Annotated in this window: 14 protein-coding genes; 3 read left to right on the top strand and 11 right to left on the bottom strand. The window is 56.3% G+C overall.

What is annotated here, in order from left to right; all coding sequences use genetic code 11:
* The 10 genes from rffA to trxA all read right to left on the bottom strand — a co-directional run bounded on the left by rffA (window position 1) and on the right by trxA (window position 10578).
* Window positions 1–1131 (bottom strand): dTDP-4-amino-4,6-dideoxygalactose transaminase, encoded by a 1131-nt coding sequence (gene rffA, locus J2X14_RS19970; protein ID WP_352412890.1) that lies wholly within the window; start codon window positions 1129–1131, stop codon window positions 1–3.
* A 4-nt stretch (window positions 1132–1135) separates the two neighbouring features.
* Complete coding sequence (rffC, locus tag J2X14_RS19965; RefSeq protein WP_352412889.1) at window positions 1136–1828, bottom strand: dTDP-4-amino-4,6-dideoxy-D-galactose acyltransferase; 693 nt, start codon at window positions 1826–1828, stop codon at window positions 1136–1138.
* Complete coding sequence (rfbA, locus tag J2X14_RS19960) at window positions 1806–2687, bottom strand: glucose-1-phosphate thymidylyltransferase RfbA (protein ID WP_352412888.1); 882 nt, start codon at window positions 2685–2687, stop codon at window positions 1806–1808. Before rfbA ends, rffC begins: the two co-directional genes overlap by 23 nt.
* Before the next feature lie 11 nt (window positions 2688–2698).
* Window positions 2699–3772: a dTDP-glucose 4,6-dehydratase gene (gene rfbB, locus J2X14_RS19955; RefSeq protein WP_352412887.1), complete on the bottom strand. Its 1074-nt coding sequence runs from the start codon at window positions 3770–3772 to the stop codon at window positions 2699–2701.
* Window positions 3769–5031 carry a UDP-N-acetyl-D-mannosamine dehydrogenase gene (gene wecC / locus J2X14_RS19950; protein WP_352412886.1) on the bottom strand — a complete coding sequence of 421 codons (1263 nt, stop codon included), beginning with the start codon at window positions 5029–5031 and terminating at the stop codon, window positions 3769–3771. The genes rfbB and wecC overlap by 4 nt, the downstream gene beginning before the upstream one ends.
* A complete protein-coding gene (wecB, locus tag J2X14_RS19945) occupies window positions 5028–6158 on the bottom strand; it encodes a non-hydrolyzing UDP-N-acetylglucosamine 2-epimerase (protein WP_352412885.1) in 1131 nt (376 codons plus the stop codon). The genes wecC and wecB overlap by 4 nt, the downstream gene beginning before the upstream one ends.
* Window positions 6159–6215: 57 nt before the next feature.
* The gene (gene wzzE / locus J2X14_RS19940; protein WP_352412884.1) at window positions 6216–7247 is read right to left on the bottom strand and encodes an ECA polysaccharide chain length modulation protein; all 1032 of its coding nucleotides are present in this window, start codon (window positions 7245–7247) and stop codon (window positions 6216–6218) included.
* 29 nt (window positions 7248–7276) lie between these two features.
* A complete protein-coding gene (gene wecA / locus J2X14_RS19935) occupies window positions 7277–8359 on the bottom strand; it encodes a UDP-N-acetylglucosamine--undecaprenyl-phosphate N-acetylglucosaminephosphotransferase (RefSeq protein WP_352412941.1) in 1083 nt (360 codons plus the stop codon).
* A 287-nt stretch (window positions 8360–8646) separates the two neighbouring features.
* Window positions 8647–9906, bottom strand: coding sequence for a transcription termination factor Rho (gene rho, locus J2X14_RS19930; protein WP_038628983.1), 1260 nt, complete (start codon window positions 9904–9906; stop codon window positions 8647–8649).
* A gap of 339 nt (window positions 9907–10245) precedes the next feature.
* Window positions 10246–10578 carry a thioredoxin TrxA gene (trxA, locus tag J2X14_RS19925; protein WP_352412883.1) on the bottom strand — a complete coding sequence of 111 codons (333 nt, stop codon included), beginning with the start codon at window positions 10576–10578 and terminating at the stop codon, window positions 10246–10248.
* Window positions 10579–10695: 117 nt separating this feature from the next.
* On the opposite strand from trxA, the gene rhlB reads away from it, so the two are divergent.
* Window positions 10696–11988, top strand: coding sequence for an ATP-dependent RNA helicase RhlB (gene rhlB, locus J2X14_RS19920; protein WP_352412882.1), 1293 nt, complete (start codon window positions 10696–10698; stop codon window positions 11986–11988).
* 7 nt (window positions 11989–11995) lie between these two features.
* A complete protein-coding gene (gene gppA / locus J2X14_RS19915; RefSeq protein WP_352412881.1) occupies window positions 11996–13480 on the top strand; it encodes a guanosine-5'-triphosphate,3'-diphosphate diphosphatase in 1485 nt (494 codons plus the stop codon).
* A gap of 39 nt (window positions 13481–13519) precedes the next feature.
* Here the strand turns inward: gppA and rep are convergent, their stop codons facing one another.
* Window positions 13520–15544, bottom strand: a complete 2025-nt coding sequence (rep, locus tag J2X14_RS19910) for a DNA helicase Rep (RefSeq protein ID WP_352412880.1) — start codon at window positions 15542–15544, stop codon at window positions 13520–13522.
* Window positions 15545–15627: 83 nt separating this feature from the next.
* Here rep and ppiC point away from each other — a divergent pair, with 83 nt between their 5' ends.
* A complete protein-coding gene (ppiC, locus tag J2X14_RS19905) occupies window positions 15628–15909 on the top strand; it encodes a peptidylprolyl isomerase PpiC (protein ID WP_038628993.1) in 282 nt (93 codons plus the stop codon).
* Window positions 15910–16009: the final 100 nt, after the last annotated feature.

Raw genomic sequence — 16009 nt, 5'->3', positions numbered from 1 at the left:
TCAGGAAAAGAAGCTCAGCAGAGAGTTAATAACGGTGCTTTGGTTGTTCTCTGACAGGTTATAGAACAGCGGCAAACGCAGCAGGCGCTCGCTTTCAGCGCTGGTATAGCGATCTTCGCCCGCAAAGTGGCCAAACCGTTCGCCCGCAGGCGCGCTGTGCAGCGGAATGTAATGGAACACCGCCAGAATCTCCGCTTCTTTTAGCCAGTTAATCAGCGCCGTTCGATCGTCAGCATCGCGCAGCTTGATGTAAAACATATGCGCGTTGTGTTCGCAATGGGCCGGGATCACCGGCAGTTCAATACGGCCGCGCGCCGCCACCGGCTTCAGCGCATCATAATAGCGCTGCCAGAGGTGCAGCCGCTGCTGATTGATACGCGTTGCCGCTTCCAGCTGCGCCCAGAGATAGGCCGCCTGCAAATCTGACATCAAATAGCTGGAGCCGATATCGCGCCAGGTATATTTATCCACCTGACCGCGGAAAAACTGGCTGCGGTTGGTGCCCTTTTCGCGGATGATCTCCGCCCGCTCCACCAGCGCGCTGTCATTAATCAACGTCGCGCCGCCTTCACCGCCTGCGGTGTAGTTTTTCGTTTCGTGAAAGCTGAAACAGCCGATATGGCCGATGCTGCCCAGCGCGCGTCCTTTATAGGTGGACATCACGCCCTGCGCCGCATCCTCGATCACATAAAGCTGATACTTCTGCGCCAGCGCCATGATGACGTCCATTTCACAGGCCACGCCCGCGTAATGCACCGGCACAATAGCGCGCGTTTTTTCCGTAATCGCCGCTTCGATACGGGTTTCGTCCATGTTCATGGTATCCGGGCGCACATCGACAAAAACGATTTTCGCGCCGCGCAGTACAAAGGCGTTGGCGGTGGAAACAAAGGTATAGCTCGGCATAATCACTTCATCGCCGGGCTGGATATCGATCAGCAGCGCGGCCATTTCCAGCGATGCGGTGCAGGAGGGCGTCAGCAGGACTTTTTTACTGCCGAAGCGTTGCTCCATCCACTGCTGACAGCGACGCGTAAAGCCGCCATCGCCGCACAGCTTGCCGCTGCCCATGGCGGACTGCATATATTCAACTTCGGTTCCCACCACCGGTGGCGCATTAAATGGAATCATGACATTACCTGTATAACCAGTAGGCGGTGCTTTCAAGCGTGGCACCGCAACGAAGATAGAGCCGCATGGCGGCCAGATTGCTGAGCTGTGTCGCCACGCGCAGGGTGTTTCGCCGCCGCGCCCGACACCAGTCCAGCGCCGCCAGCATCAGTCGCGTGCCGACGCCCTGTCCCTGCGCCGTGGGCAGCGTAGCCAGCAGGCCGATACGCGCCTCATCGGCGCCCAGCTCGCGCAGCGAAACAAATCCCTGTAGTTTGCCCTGCTGGTCATGGGCGATCAGACACTGGTTATCGAATGTGCCGCGCACCGCGTTTTCAATCCATTGCGCATAGAAGCGGGCGCTGTCGTGCGGCTGATACCAGGGCGCGCGAAAACGGCTGTGGGCGAAAGCGGCTCCGGCGGCGGTACGCAAGGCGGGAATATGCTCCGGACGCGCGATGCGAATCCCGCTCTGCCGCTCACCGGCGGTGACCGCCAGTTGCAGATCCGCCTCCCCTTCCACCAGGCGAAAACCCAGCTGCTGCAGCGTATCCAGCAGCATTACCTGCTGGCTGGCGACTTTGGCCTGCACCAGATCAAACGCCTCAAGCTGCGCCAGATCGAGCGTGGCGGCGTCATCCCATACCAGCTGCGCGCCGTGGCGTTGGAAAAAGGCGTTTTCCCAGTCGAGCGGTTTAATACTGGCGTGGACGCGCATGTAAAATATCCAGCAGATACTGGCCGTAGCCGGTTTTATGCAGAGCCTGAGCCGCACGGCGCAGACCATCATCGTCCAGCCAGCCGTTGCGCCAGGCGATCTCTTCCAGACAGGCGATTTTAAAGCCCTGCCGTTTCTCAACCGTTTGCACAAAGGTGCTGGCTTCAATCAGGCTGTCATGCGTGCCGGTATCCAGCCAGGCGAAGCCGCGGCCCAGCAGTTCAACGTTCAGCTCGCCCTGCTCCAGATAGCGCTGGTTGATCGAGGTGATCTCCAGCTCGCCGCGCGCCGAAGGTTTTACCTGGCGTGCGAAATCCACCACCTGGCTGTCATAAAAATAGAGGCCGGTAATCGCCCACCTGGATTTGGGGTTGGCGGGTTTTTCCTCCAGCGAAATCGCGCGGAAATCGTCGTCAAATTCCACCACGCCAAAACGCTCTGGATCCATTACCTGATAGCCGAAGATGGTTGCGCCCTGATTGCGCGCCGCCACTTTCTTCAGCTTAGGGCTGAAACCCTGGCCGAACCAGATGTTATCGCCCAGCGCCAGGCAGCTCGGTTCGCCGTTGAGAAAGGTTTCGCCAATGATAAACGCCTGCGCCAGCCCGTCCGGGCTGGGCTGGGCCGCATACTCCAGCCGGATGCCGAACTCGCTGCCGTCGCCCAACAGGCGTTGAAAGTGCGTCATATCATCCGGCGTGGTAATAATCAGAATTTCCCGGATGCCCGCCAGCATTAATACCGACAGGGGATAATAGATCATCGGCTTGTCATAGATGGGCAGCAGCTGTTTCGAGATCCCACGGGTAATGGGATGCAGCCGCGTGCCGGATCCACCGGCCAGAATAATGCCTTTCATTGTGATTCGCCTCAGTGAGAGGAAGAGAGCCCGAGCCGCTCGCCCTGGTAGCTGCCGTCAAGAATGCTGCGCCACCAGGTCTCATTACTCAAATACCATTGCACCGTTTTCCGCAGGCCGCTGGTAAATGTCTCCTGCGGACGCCAGCCCAGCTCGCGCTCGATTTTACCGGCGTCGATGGCGTAGCGCTGATCGTGGCCAGGGCGGTCGGTAACAAAGGTAATCAGATCGCGGAAGTGCGCAATGCCCGCCGGTTTAGCGGGTGCCAGCTCCTCCAGCAGATCGCACAGCGTTTCTACCACCTCGATATTACGCTGTTCGTTATGGCCGCCAATGTTATAGGTTTCCCCGGCTTTCCCGCGGCTTACCACGGTGACCAGCGCCCGCGCGTGGTCTTCCACATAGAGCCAGTCGCGAATTTGTCCGCCGTCGCCGTAGACCGGCAGCGGTTTGCCTGCCAGCGCGTTGATAATCATCAGCGGAATCAGCTTTTCGGGAAAATGATAGGGACCATAGTTATTGGAGCAGTTGGTCACGATCGCCGGCAGGCCATAGGTGCGCATCCAGGCGCGTACCAGATGATCGCTGCTGGCTTTGCTGGCGGAGTAAGGGCTGCTGGGCGCGTAAGGCGTGGTTTCGGTAAAGAAATCATCGCTGCCGTGCAGGTCGCCAAACACCTCATCCGTGGAGATATGGTGGAAAACAAACGCCGCCTGTTTTTCCACAGGCAGGCTGCGCCAGTAATGACGCGCCGCTTCCAGCATCTGCCAGGTGCCGACAATATTGGTTTCCATAAACGGCCAGGAGCTGTCGATGGAGCGGTCAACGTGACTTTCCGCCGCCAGGTGCATAATGCAGTCGGGCTGATAGTGCGCCATCAGGCGATCCAGCGCGGCGCGATCGCAGATATCCACCTGTTCAAAGGCGAAGCGATCGCTCTTTGCAACCGGCGCCAGCGAAGAGAGATTCCCGGCGTAGGTCAGCTTATCGACCACCACCACACGGTGTTCTGTATCCTGAATAAGATGGCGCACCACCGCTGACCCGATAAAGCCCGCGCCGCCGGTAACCAGAAACTGTTTCATCGCCAGACTCCTTTGGTGTCCACCACCCAACGCTGAGCGACCTGTTCACCGCTCACCGCTTTAAAGGCGCGGTGGTCAACCAGCATCACCAGCACGTCAGCCTGCTCCAACGCCTGCTCCAGCGTGACCAGCGTCGCTTCATCAGCCAACGCCGTCGGGATCTGCTGCACGTTAGGCTCCACCACCCAGGTAACGCCGCTGTGCCAGGAAGCGACCAGATGCGCCACTTCCATCGCCGGGCTTTCGCGCAGATCGTCGATGTTGGGTTTAAACGCCAGGCCAAAACAGGCGATGGTTAACTCGCTGGCGCGTTTGCCGCTGTCGTTCAGGCAATCGGCCACCGCCGCTTTCACCTGATCCAGCACCCAGTGCGGCTTGGCATCGTTCACTTCACGCGCGGTGCGGATCAGCCGCGCCAGCTCCGGGTTTTGTGCGACGATAAACCAGGGATCAACGGCAATACAGTGCCCGCCAACGCCCGGCCCCGGTTGCAGAATATTGACGCGCGGATGGCGGTTAGCCAGCGCAATCAGTTCCCATACGTTGATGCCCTGCTGCGCGCAAATCAGCGACAGTTCATTAGCAAAGGCGATATTGACGTCGCGGAAGCTGTTTTCCGTCAGCTTGCACATTTCCGCAGTGCGGGCATTGGTGACCACGCATTCGCCTTCCAGAAAGATGCGATACAGCTCGCTGGCGCGCGCGGAGCAGGCGGGCGTCATGCCGCCGATCACGCGATCGTTTTTAATCAGCTCAACCATCACCTGGCCTGGCAATACTCGCTCAGGACAGTAGGCGATATGGATATCAGGATTTTCCGGCTGCTGCTGCGGGAACATGAGATCCGGGCGCGCCTCGGCCAGCCACTGCGCCATCTGTTCCGTTGCGCCGACCGGCGAGGTCGATTCCAGGATCACCAAATCGCCCCGCTTCAGCACCGGTGCCAGCGACAGCGCCGCTGCCTGCACATAGCTCATATCCGGCTGGTGGTCGCCTTTAAACGGCGTTGGCACAGCGATCAGAAACGCATCGGCGGCAGCCGGCTGCGTGGCGGCGCGCAGAAAACCCTCCTGCACCGCCTGGCGGACCACCGTATCCAGATCGGGTTCGACAATATGGATGTCGCCACGGTTGATGGTCTCAACCGCCCGCGCATTAATATCAACGCCCACTACCTGCTGCTGACGCGATGCAAACGCGGCGGCAGTAGGCAGCCCGATATAGCCAAGGCCGATAACCGAAATCGTTTTAAAACTCATAATGTCACTCTGTGATTTTTTAACGCCTGCAGAATGCGGGCGCAGGCATGACCATCGCCATACGGATTGTGCGCATGGCTCATCGCCTGCCAGGCTTCTTCGTGGGTGAGCAGATGGGTAACCTCTGCCACAATATCCTCTTCGCGCGTGCCGACAAGGCGCACCGTTCCGGCGTCAATCGCCTCGGGACGCTCGGTGGTTTCGCGCATCACCAGCACCGGTTTGCCCAGCGAAGGCGCTTCCTCCTGGATGCCGCCGGAATCGGTCAGAATCAACCATGCCCGATTCATCAGCCAGACAAAGGGCAGGTACTCCTGCGGCTCAATCAGAATAATATTGTCGATGCCGCTCAGAATACGTTTTACCGGCTCGCTGACGTTGGGATTCAAATGTACCGGATAGACAATCTGAATATCAGGATGCTGGCGCGCCAGCGTCGCCAGCGCGCTACAGATGCGCTCAAAACCGCCGCCAAAACTTTCACGTCGGTGGCCGGTAACCAGAATCAGCTTTTTTGTCGCATCAAGAAACGGATAACGCGCCGCCAGGCTCGCATCGTGCTGAGGATCGGAAAGAATGCGATCGCGTACCCAGAACAGCGCATCAATAACCGTATTGCCGGTGACGAATATCTGTTTATCCGCCAGGTTTTCCCGCAGCAGGTTCTGACGGGAATATTCGGTGGGGGTAAAGTGCCACGTCGCCAGATGCCCGGTCAGCTTACGGTTCGCCTCTTCAGGCCACGGCGAATAGAGATTGCCGGTACGCAGCCCGGCCTCCACGTGCCCGACCGGAATGCGGTGGTAGAAAGCGGCCAGGCTGGCGGCGAGCGTCGTGGTGGTATCGCCATGCACCAGCACCACATCAGGTCGGAAGGAGGCAAACACCCCTTTTAGCCCTTCGAGGATGCGGCTGGTAATTTCCGTCAGCCCCTGCTCCGGGCGCATGATATCCAGATCGTAGTCCGGCTTGAGCGCGAAAAGGTGCAGCACCTGATCGAGCATCTCACGATGTTGAGCCGTCACACACAGGCGAGCCTCAAAAGCGGCATCGTTCGCCAGCGCATGCACCAGCGGCGCCATTTTGATAGCTTCCGGTCTCGTGCCAAAAACGGTAAGTACTTTCACTGTTTTTCTCTTCGTTCGTTAGCCGTGTCAGTCACAGCGACACTTGCAACGCGCATATCAGGCACGACCACGGCGAATGAGGGCAACGCCTGCGCCAATTAACGCGCCAATGGCGCCCCACATGATCATAACGAATACCCGACGCGGGCTGTCACGCTTCACCGGCTCTTCCGGGGTACGTAAATAGCGGTAGGTCTGGAACTTGCGTTCAAGCGTAGGGCCAACGTTCAACGTATCGAGCATGGCCCGATTTTGATCATAGTCCAGATCGTAAGTTGGCCCATTGGCCTGCAGGTTTTCCAGCCGCGCCTGCAGCATCGGCCTGCCCAGCAAAAACAGCTCTGAATCGGGAAGCTGCTCCGACGGCGTACTGGTTTTTACCTGGTCGATTCCCTGCTGCTGCGCGATTTTCAACGCCTGCTCCACGCTGTGTAGCTGTCGCTGGTAGACCGCACTCGCTACCTTTTCCTGCCGTTGAACCTGCGCTTTCATCTGCACGGTACGCGCCGCCCAGGCCGCCTTCAGCTCCTGATTTAAATGCCGCGCCGCACGCTCGCTGGCAAAGGCAACATACTGACGCAGCAGATTGTTGGCATCCGCCGCGGTTTCCGCCACCAGCCTGACGCTGTCGCTTTGGTTTTTCGCGCTGTCTGCCGGGCTGAACTGGATATTGCTGACCATTTCATCCAGCAGCGCGGCGTCCTGATGAACGTTGCCGCTTTTGCGATGTTTGTAGTAGTCCGTCTGCAACCAGAATTCGCGCCGCGTATCCCAAGAGGAGAGCTGCATGATAAATTCCTGATAAGCATCGTCCATTACCGACGGCTGCGGTACGGCCAAGGCTCCCGCGTTATTACGGCTGTCGAGGTTGCGTAAGAATTGCTGCTGCGAATAGTAGCCGCCAATCATATTCACCGTCGGGCGATCGGTCACCGCCGTGGTGCTCCACTCCTGTTTAACCAGCAGGGACCAGATCCAGGCCAGCAGCATGCCCAGTAGCGCCAGGGCGATAATCCAGCGTTTACCGCGCCACAGCGCGCAAAACAGGCCACGAATATCTAATTCGTTTTCCACGAAGTCAGAGGTCATATGCAGGTTATCCTTGTCCAAAGGGCTTGTTAGCCCGTGAGCTTATTTTTATTAGCGCGACGCAGGCGGCGCTTGAGACGTTTAATCATGCGGGCGACGCGCCAGGCGCGCTTGATGCAGTAGCCATAGAGGATGAAGGCAAACAGAAACAGCAGCAGCATCACCCATTCAGGAATAAAGGCCAGGTATTCACCTAATACGCCAACGCCCGCCAGCAGCGCAGCGGCAAGCGTGATCAGCACAAACGCCTGGCGGGAAGTAAACCCGGCGCGCATGATCAAATGATGAATATGCTGCCGATCGGCAGAGAAAGGGCTCATGCCTTTACGCAGGCGGCGGTACATAATCGCCACCATATCCATCAGCGGGATGGCAATCAGCCACAGCGCCGTGACCGGTGTAATGGGATGGGTAACACCTTGCGTGGTTTCCAGCAGAATCCAGATAATGGTAAAGCCGATCAGCGTGCTGCCCGCATCGCCCATAAACACTTTGTAGCGTTTACCGAACACGCCCAGGTTCAGCAGGATATAGGGAAGCGTGGCGGCAATCATGGCAAAGCACCACATTGCCAGGCTGTGCTGGCCGTCGAAAAACAGGATGATGCCCATTGCGCCGAAGGTTACGCAGGATAGTCCGCCCAGCAGGCCATCAATACCGTCAACCATATTGAAGGCGTTGATCGCCGCCCAAACGGCAAACAGCGTCAGCACGTAGCCAAACGGCCCGACCACCAATTCCATCGGCCCAATAATATAGCCAAGGCTCAGCAGATAGAGCTTGCCCACCACCATCATCACGATCGCGATCGCCGCCTGCACCACCGCACGGATTTTGACGCTAATGTCAAAACGGTCATCCAGCGCGCCAACGAACACCAGCACGCCTGCGCAGATCAAATAGAGTATCGCGTGCGGCAGATAATAGTTGGTGATAACGAAAGTAAAACAGATGCCCGCATAAACGGAGATGCCGCCAACCAGCGGTATTAACCCCTGATGACGTTTACGGTAGTTCGGTCGGTCGACCAGGCCGACTTTTTTAGCTGCTTTGCGCGCAAAGAAAATAAACGCCAGCGAAAACAGAAAAATAAGACCAAGCTCGGTACTCATGGTGAGTAAATTCACATTAACAGCTCTCAGCTAAGACACCGGGTAAATATAAGCAATAATTATGCCTGCCACCCTGACTGACGTCTTGATAACGCGATTAGGCCGCACGACCGCTGGTTATTTAAGCAAAAGAGCCTGCTTTTATTACACTTAGCGACCGGGGACGTCCGACAGTCGCTTTATCCTATAGCCCAAAAATAAAAAACGCCACGTCTGAGCGTGGCGTTACCCGAGTTTTCTTACCGTAATAAAGGCCCCTTAACTAAGCGGGTCCAACGGCTGAAAAATTATGAACGTTTCATCATATCGAAGAATTCATCGTTGGTCTTGGTCATGGCCAACTTGTTAATGAGGAATTCCATGGCGTCGATTTCACCCATCGGGTGAATGATTTTGCGCAGGATCCACATTTTCTGCAGCTCTTCCTGAGAAGTGAGCAGCTCTTCTTTACGCGTACCGGAGCGGTTGTAGTCAATCGCCGGGAAGACGCGTTTTTCCGCGATTTTACGGGCGAGATGCAGCTCCATGTTACCGGTGCCTTTAAACTCTTCGTAAATCACTTCGTCCATTTTCGAGCCGGTATCCACCAGCGCGGTGGCGATAATGGTCAGACTGCCGCCCTCTTCCACGTTACGCGCCGCACCAAAGAAGCGTTTCGGACGATGCAGGGCATTGGCATCCACACCACCGGTCAGCACTTTACCGGAAGCCGGTACCACGGTGTTGTAGGCACGCGCCAGACGGGTGATGGAGTCGAGCAGGATAATCACGTCTTTTTTATGCTCAACCAGGCGCTTGGCCTTTTCGATCACCATTTCCGCAACCTGAACGTGGCGAGACGCTGGCTCATCAAAAGTAGAAGCAACCACTTCGCCTTTAACCAGACGCTGCATCTCGGTTACTTCTTCCGGACGCTCGTCAATCAGCAGCACCATCAGCACGCAGTCAGGATGGTTGTAGGCGATGCTCTGCGCGATGTTCTGCAGCAGCATGGTTTTACCCGCTTTCGGCGGCGCGACAATCAGGCCACGCTGGCCACGGCCAATCGGTGAAGCGAGATCCAGCACGCGTGCGGTCAGGTCTTCTGTTGAGCCGTTACCGCGCTCCATGCGTAAACGTGAGTTCGCATGCAGCGGCGTCAGGTTTTCGAACAGAATCTTACTGCGCGCATTTTCCGGTTTGTCGTAGTTGACCTCATTAACCTTCAGCAGCGCAAAGTAACGCTCGCCCTCTTTCGGCGGACGAATTTTGCCTGAAATGGTGTCACCAGTGCGAAGGTTAAAGCGGCGAATTTGGCTGGGGGAAACGTAGATGTCATCAGGACCGGCGAGGTAGGAGCTGTCTGCGGAGCGGAGGAAACCAAATCCGTCCTGCAGTATCTCCAGCACGCCATCACCGAAGATATCCTCACCGCTTTTCGCGTGTTGTTTGAGGATAGCAAAAATGATGTCCTGCTTGCGCATGCGCGCCAGGTTTTCCAGCCCCATGTTCTCGCCAAGAGTAATCAGCTCTGAAACCGGCGTATTTTTTAGTTCGGTAAGATTCATAATGGTGGGTTCTTAAACTCGGGGTATATCTCGAAAAGGTTGTCGTGAATGGTATGGCAAAAGAAGGTCCATGCCCGTTAATGGCTCCGTTTCCGTGTCTGCTCGATGATCTTATGCGTGAATGCCGATCTGAAAACGAGGAGACGGTTGAAAACAGATACCGGAAATTGTGATGCTAACCGTCAGATTGTTGAGGCACTGTGAAGATAACGCCAGCGTTCAACAAGGGAAACAAACTACAGGTAAGTTCGTAATGCAGTAGATTTAACTTAGCACGCTTCATGCCGGGCGTCTAGCGGTCTGGCAAAAATTACTCTGACCGCCAGCGCCGGCAATGAATCAGCTCAGATTCGCGTTCAGGAACTCTTTGAGCTGGCCTTTCGACAGTGCGCCAACTTTGGTCGCCGCGACTTCGCCGTTTTTAAACAGCAGCAGTGTTGGGATGCCGCGAATACCGTATTTCGGCGCCGTTTCCGGGTTCTCATCGATATTCAGTTTGGCAATGGTCAGCTTACCGTCATACTCTTCTGCTACTTCGTCGAGGATCGGGGCGATCATTTTGCACGGACCACACCATTCTGCCCAGAAGTCCACCAGCATTAAACCTTCGGCTTTCAGCACATCGGTTTCAAAGCTGCTGTCGGTTAGATGAACGATTTTATCGCTGCTCATGTCTTACTCCACAAGATTATGCCTGGCTGGTTGGCGTAAAATCTGCCAACGTAGGTTGACTTTATTTCACCGGATACGCTTTCGTAAAGCAATAGTAAGCTGATATTCTACCACACTATGAGCAAAACACACTTAACCGAACAGAAGTTTTCCGACTTCGCCCTGCACCCTCAGGTTATCGAAGCCCTTGAAAAGAAAGGCTTCCATAATTGTACGCCGATTCAGGCGTTAGCATTGCCCCTTACACTGGAAGGGCGCGATGTCGCGGGCCAGGCGCAAACCGGAACCGGCAAAACGATGGCGTTTTTAACGTCAACGTTCCATTACTTGCTTTCTCACCCCGCAGCCGAAGGTCGTCAGATTAATCAGCCACGTGCGCTGATTATGGCGCCGACCCGCGAGCTGGCCGTACAGATTCATGCCGATGCTGAGCCGCTGGCACAATCCACCGGCCTGAAGCTTGGCCTCGCCTATGGCGGCGACGGCTACGACAAACAGCTGAAAGTGCTGGAAAAAGGCGTTGATATTCTGGTCGGCACCACCGGTCGTCTGATCGATTACGCGAAACAGAACCATATCAATCTGGGCGCGATTCAGGTTGTGGTACTGGATGAAGCCGATCGCATGTTTGATCTCGGCTTTATTAAAGATATCCGCTGGCTGTTCCGCCGTATGCCTGCGGCTAATCAGCGTTTGAGCATGTTGTTCTCCGCCACGCTTTCTTATCGCGTACGCGAGCTGGCGTTTGAGCATATGAACAACGTCGAGCACATTGAAATCGAACCGGATCAGAAAACGGGCCACCGCATTCAGGAGGAGCTGTTCTATCCCTCTAATGAAGAAAAGATGCGCCTGCTGCAAACGTTGATTGAAGAAGAGTGGCCGGATCGCGCCATTGTTTTCGCCAACACCAAACATCGTTGTGAAGATATCTGGGGCCATCTGGCAGCAGATGGACACCGTGTCGGGTTGCTGACCGGCGACGTGGCGCAGAAAAAACGCCTGCGTATCCTGGAAGATTTCACCCGTGGCGACGTCGACATTCTGGTCGCAACCGATGTTGCCGCTCGCGGCTTGCATATTCCCGCGGTAACCCACGTCTTTAACTACGATTTGCCTGACGACTGCGAAGATTACGTGCACCGTATCGGTCGTACCGGACGCGCTGGCGCCAGCGGTCACTCCATCAGCCTCGCCTGTGAAGAGTACGCGTTGAATCTGCCTGCTATCGAAGAGTATATCGGTCACGGTATTCCGGTAAGTAAATATAACAGCGACGCGTTGATGAGCGATCTTCCGCCGCCGAAGCGCCTGGCGCGTACCCGTCCGGGTAGTGGCCCACGTCGTGCTGCCGGTAATAACCGTCGTAGCGGCCCGCCGCGTAACAACAACCGTAAACGTTCAGGCTAATCACACCATGTTCAGCGCGTCGTCACTTTATGCTGCGATTGATTTAGGCTCTAACAGCTTTCATATGTTAGTGGTGCGTGAGGTCGCGGGAAATATCCAGACCGTGGCCCGCATCAAGCGTAAAGTGCGCCTCGCCGCCGGTCTTAACAGCGCCGGCGTGCTTTCTGAAGAGGCGATGGAGCGAGGCTTACAGTGCCTGAGGCTCTTTTCCGAGCAGCTACAGGATATCCCTGCCGATCAGATTCGCGTGGTGGCGACCGCCACGCTGCGGCTGGCAACCAACGCGAAGCAGTTCCTCACGCAGGCGGAAGCCATTCTCGGCTGCCTGGTTAACGTGATCAGCGGCGAAGAAGAAGCGCGGCTGATTTATCAGGGCGTGGCGCATACCACCGGCGGCTCTGATGAACGTCTGGTGGTGGATATCGGCGGCGGCAGCACCGAACTGGTGACCGGCACGGGGGCAAAAACCACCGCGCTGTTCAGCCTGCATATGGGCTGCGTAACCTGGCTGGAACGCTATTTCGCTGACCGCCATTTAGGCAGAGCGAATTTCGAACAGGCGGAGCAGGCCGCGCGCGATATTATTCAGCCTGTCGCCGGGCAGTTGCGCGCGCAGGGCTGGCAAATTTGCGTGGGCGCTTCCGGCACCGTGCAGGCGCTGCAGGAGATCATGGTGGCGCAGGGCATGGATGAGCGCATTACGCTGGATAAGCTGCAACAGCTTAAGCAGCGCGCCATTAAGTGCGGCAAGCTGGAAGAGCTGGAGATCGAAGGCCTGACGCTGGAACGGGCGTTGGTTTTTCCCAGCGGGCTGTCGATTCTGATCGCCATTTTTGAAACGTTAAATATTGAAAGCATGACGCTGGCGGGCGGCGCGCTGCGCGAAGGCCTGCTGTACGGCATGCTGCACTACCCGGTCGATCGCGATATTCGCAGCCGAACCATCCACAATATTCAGCGCCGCTTTATCATTGACGTTGAGCAGGCCGAGCGTGTGCGTCAGCTGGCGATGAATTTTGTTCAGCAGGTTAGCCCGCACTGGAAGCTGGATGCCTATTGTCGTGAACTGCTGGAAAGCGCCTGTTTAATTCATGAGATCGGCCTGAGCGTGGATTTCCGGCAGGCGACGCAGCACGCCGCTTATCTGGTGCGCCATCTCGATCTGCCAGGCTTTACCCCGGCGCAGAAAAAGCTATTGGCGACGCTGTTGCAGAATCAAAGCAACGGCATCGATCTGGCGCTGCTTAATCAGCAAAACGCCGTGCCGACGCGCGTGGCGGAACATATGTGTCGGCTGCTGCGTCTGGCGGTGATTTTCGCCAGCCGTCGTCGTGACGATATTTTGCCGGCCGTCTGTTTGCACGGTGATGATGAAGCGCTACAGGTGCTGTTGCCGCCGGGCTGGGCGCAGGCTCACCCGCTGGGCGCGGAAATGCTGGAGCAGGAAAGCCGCTGGCAATCCTATGTCCACTGGCCGCTGACGGTGGTTTAGTACGTTGGGCTGCATCCTCACAGACGCAGCCCCGCTTTCTCAGGCACCTTTCTTTGCTTTATCCAGCATGGCGCGCAAACCGGCGACCCGACTCTGCCCGGTTTTCATACGCTCTTCGGCGCTGACCACTTTGCGTTCGGTTTCCCACATCACATCATCCTGCGGCAGCTCAAGCAGAAAACGGCTCGGCTCCGGGCGCACCAGCTCGCCATATTGCCGACGCTCGCGACAGAGCGTAAAAGTCAGCTCTTTCTGCGCGCGGGTAATGCCCACGTAGGCCAGCCGACGCTCTTCCTCAATGTTATCTTCATCGATGCTGCTTTGATGCGGCAACAGCCCCTCTTCCATGCCGACCAGATAAACATAGGGGAACTCCAGCCCTTTCGAGGCATGCAGCGTCATCAGCTGAACCTGATCCAGCTCTTCATCGCTTTCGCCGCGCTCCATCATATCGCGCAGCGTAAAGCGCGTGACCACCTGCGTCAGCGTCATGGCTTCATCCAGCTCGCTGCCTTCCAGCATCTCCGTCATCCACTGAAACAACGTATTGACGTTTTTCATGCGCATTTCAGCCGCTTTCGGGCTGGCGGAGGTTTCAAACAGCCAGCTTTCATAATCGATACCGCGAATTAAATCACGTACTGCATCGATCGGCTCCCGCTCCGCCAGCTGGGCGATCTCCTGCAACCAGCCGGTAAAACGCTGGAGGTTCTCCAGGCCGCGGCCGGTGAGCGTTTGCCCCAGCCCTAAATCGAAGCTGGCGCTGAACAGGCTTTTATTACGCTGATTGGCCCACTCGCCCAGTTTTTGCAACGTTGCCGGGCCGATTTCACGGCGCGGCGTGTTAATGATGCGTAAAAACGCGCTGTCATCGTCGGGGTTGGTTAATATGCGCAAATAGGCCAGCAGATCCTTGATTTCCGGGCGGGAAAAGAAGGAGGTTCCGCCGGAGATACGATAAGGAATGCGGTTCTGCATCAGCATCTTTTCAAATACGCGCGCCTGATGGTTGCCGCGATAGAGAATCGCGTAATCTTTATACTGCGTTTTATTAATAAAGTGATGCGCGATCAGCTCGCCGGTAACGCGCTCCGCCTCGTGATCTTCGTGATTCGCGCTCAACACTTTTAACTCTGCGCCATAGCCCAGCTGAGAAAACAGGCGCTTTTCAAACACGTGCGGGTTATTGGCGATCAGAATATTGGCCGCCTTCAGGATGCGCTCGGTGGAGCGGTAATTTTGCTCCAGCTTAATCACCTGCAACGCCGGAAAATCCTCTTTTAACAGCACCAGGTTTTGCGGACGTGCGCCGCGCCAGGAGTAGATCGACTGGTCGTCGTCGCCAACCACGGTAAAGCGCGCCCGCGCGCCAACCAGCAGTTTCACCAGCTCATATTGGCTGGTGTTGGTGTCCTGATACTCATCCACCAGCAGATAGCGGATGCGCTGTTGCCAGCGTTCACGCACTTCCTGGTTGCGCTGCAACAACAGCGTCGGCAGCAGAATTAAGTCATCAAAGTCCAACACGTTACAGGACTTAAGATGCCGATCGTACAGCTCATAACAGTGGGCGAAAATACGATCCCGTTCTGACTGCGCCTGCGCCTGGGCGTGCGCCGGATCGATCAGATCGTTTTTCCAGTTGGAAAGCGTAGAGATCAGCTGCTGTAGCAGGTTCTTGTCATTTTCCAGCCACTGTTCGGTTAAATCTTTCAGCAGCGCCAGCTGGTCCTGATCGTCAAACAGGGAAAAGTTAGATTTCATTCCCAGCGCGGCATATTCGCGTTTGATAATTTCCAGCCCCAGCGTATGGAAGGTGGAGATCATCAGCCCGCGCGCTTCTTTACGACCCAACGTCTGCGCCACACGCTCTTTCATTTCGCGTGAAGCTTTGTTGGTGAAGGTGACCGCCGCGATATGGCGAGCCTGATAGCCGCATTCGCGGATCAGATGGGCAATTTTATTGGTAATGACGCGCGTCTTGCCGGAACCCGCGCCTGCCAGCACCAGGCACGGGCCGGTGACAAATTCGACGGCTTGTTGTTGGCTGGGATTCAGACGCATAGAAGTACTCAGTGAAAAGAAGGAGGGTTAACTAACAGCGTGGTAGTATATCCAGCAGTATCCACACGACTCAAGGCACGATCATGGCAAAAACCGCAGCGGCAATGCATATCCTTGTAAAAGAAGAGAAACTGGCGCAGGAGCTGTTAGCGCAGCTGGAAAAGGGCGCCGACTTTGAAAAGCTGGCGAAAAAGCACTCAACCTGTCCGAGCGGACGCAAAGGCGGACATCTGGGCGAGTTTAAAAAAGGGGCAATGGTGCCCGCTTTCGATAAAGTCGTTTTCTCTTGTCCTCTGCTGACGCCTTACGGACCTCTGCATACCCAATTCGGCTATCACATCATCAAGGTGCTGTACCGCAACTAATAAAAAAACCGGTGTCTGCAACACCGGTTTTTGTTTGCGCTTCGCTTGCCTGGCATCTTCTGTCGCGATGCCCGGCAAGTAAGTAAGCCGCTCCCCGGCA

The sequence above is a fragment of the Mixta sp. BE291 genome (assembly GCF_031457955.1).
Classification (GTDB): domain Bacteria; phylum Pseudomonadota; class Gammaproteobacteria; order Enterobacterales; family Enterobacteriaceae; genus Mixta.
This window is presented reverse-complemented; position numbering and strand designations above follow the sequence as displayed.

Excerpts from the sequence above, each read along its gene's own strand:
- rffA (WP_352412890.1), bottom strand. The coding sequence starts at position 1,131 with ATGATTCCATTTAATGCGCCACCGGTGGTGGGAACCGAAGTTGAATAT.
- rffC (WP_352412889.1), bottom strand. The coding sequence starts at position 1,828 with ATGCGCGTCCACGCCAGTATTAAACCGCTCGACTGGGAAAACGCCTTT.
- rfbA (WP_352412888.1), bottom strand. The coding sequence starts at position 2,687 with ATGAAAGGCATTATTCTGGCCGGTGGATCCGGCACGCGGCTGCATCCC.
- rfbB (WP_352412887.1), bottom strand. The coding sequence starts at position 3,772 with ATGAAACAGTTTCTGGTTACCGGCGGCGCGGGCTTTATCGGGTCAGCG.
- wecC (WP_352412886.1), bottom strand. The coding sequence starts at position 5,031 with ATGAGTTTTAAAACGATTTCGGTTATCGGCCTTGGCTATATCGGGCTG.
- wzzE (WP_352412884.1), bottom strand. The coding sequence starts at position 7,247 with ATGACCTCTGACTTCGTGGAAAACGAATTAGATATTCGTGGCCTGTTT.
- wecA (WP_352412941.1), bottom strand. The coding sequence starts at position 8,359 with ATGAGTACCGAGCTTGGTCTTATTTTTCTGTTTTCGCTGGCGTTTATT.
- rho (WP_038628983.1), bottom strand. The coding sequence starts at position 9,906 with ATGAATCTTACCGAACTAAAAAATACGCCGGTTTCAGAGCTGATTACT.
- trxA (WP_352412883.1), bottom strand. The coding sequence starts at position 10,578 with ATGAGCAGCGATAAAATCGTTCATCTAACCGACAGCAGCTTTGAAACC.
- rhlB (WP_352412882.1), top strand. The coding sequence starts at position 10,696 with ATGAGCAAAACACACTTAACCGAACAGAAGTTTTCCGACTTCGCCCTG.
- gppA (WP_352412881.1), top strand. The coding sequence starts at position 11,996 with ATGTTCAGCGCGTCGTCACTTTATGCTGCGATTGATTTAGGCTCTAAC.
- rep (WP_352412880.1), bottom strand. The coding sequence starts at position 15,544 with ATGCGTCTGAATCCCAGCCAACAACAAGCCGTCGAATTTGTCACCGGC.
- ppiC (WP_038628993.1), top strand. The coding sequence starts at position 15,628 with ATGGCAAAAACCGCAGCGGCAATGCATATCCTTGTAAAAGAAGAGAAA.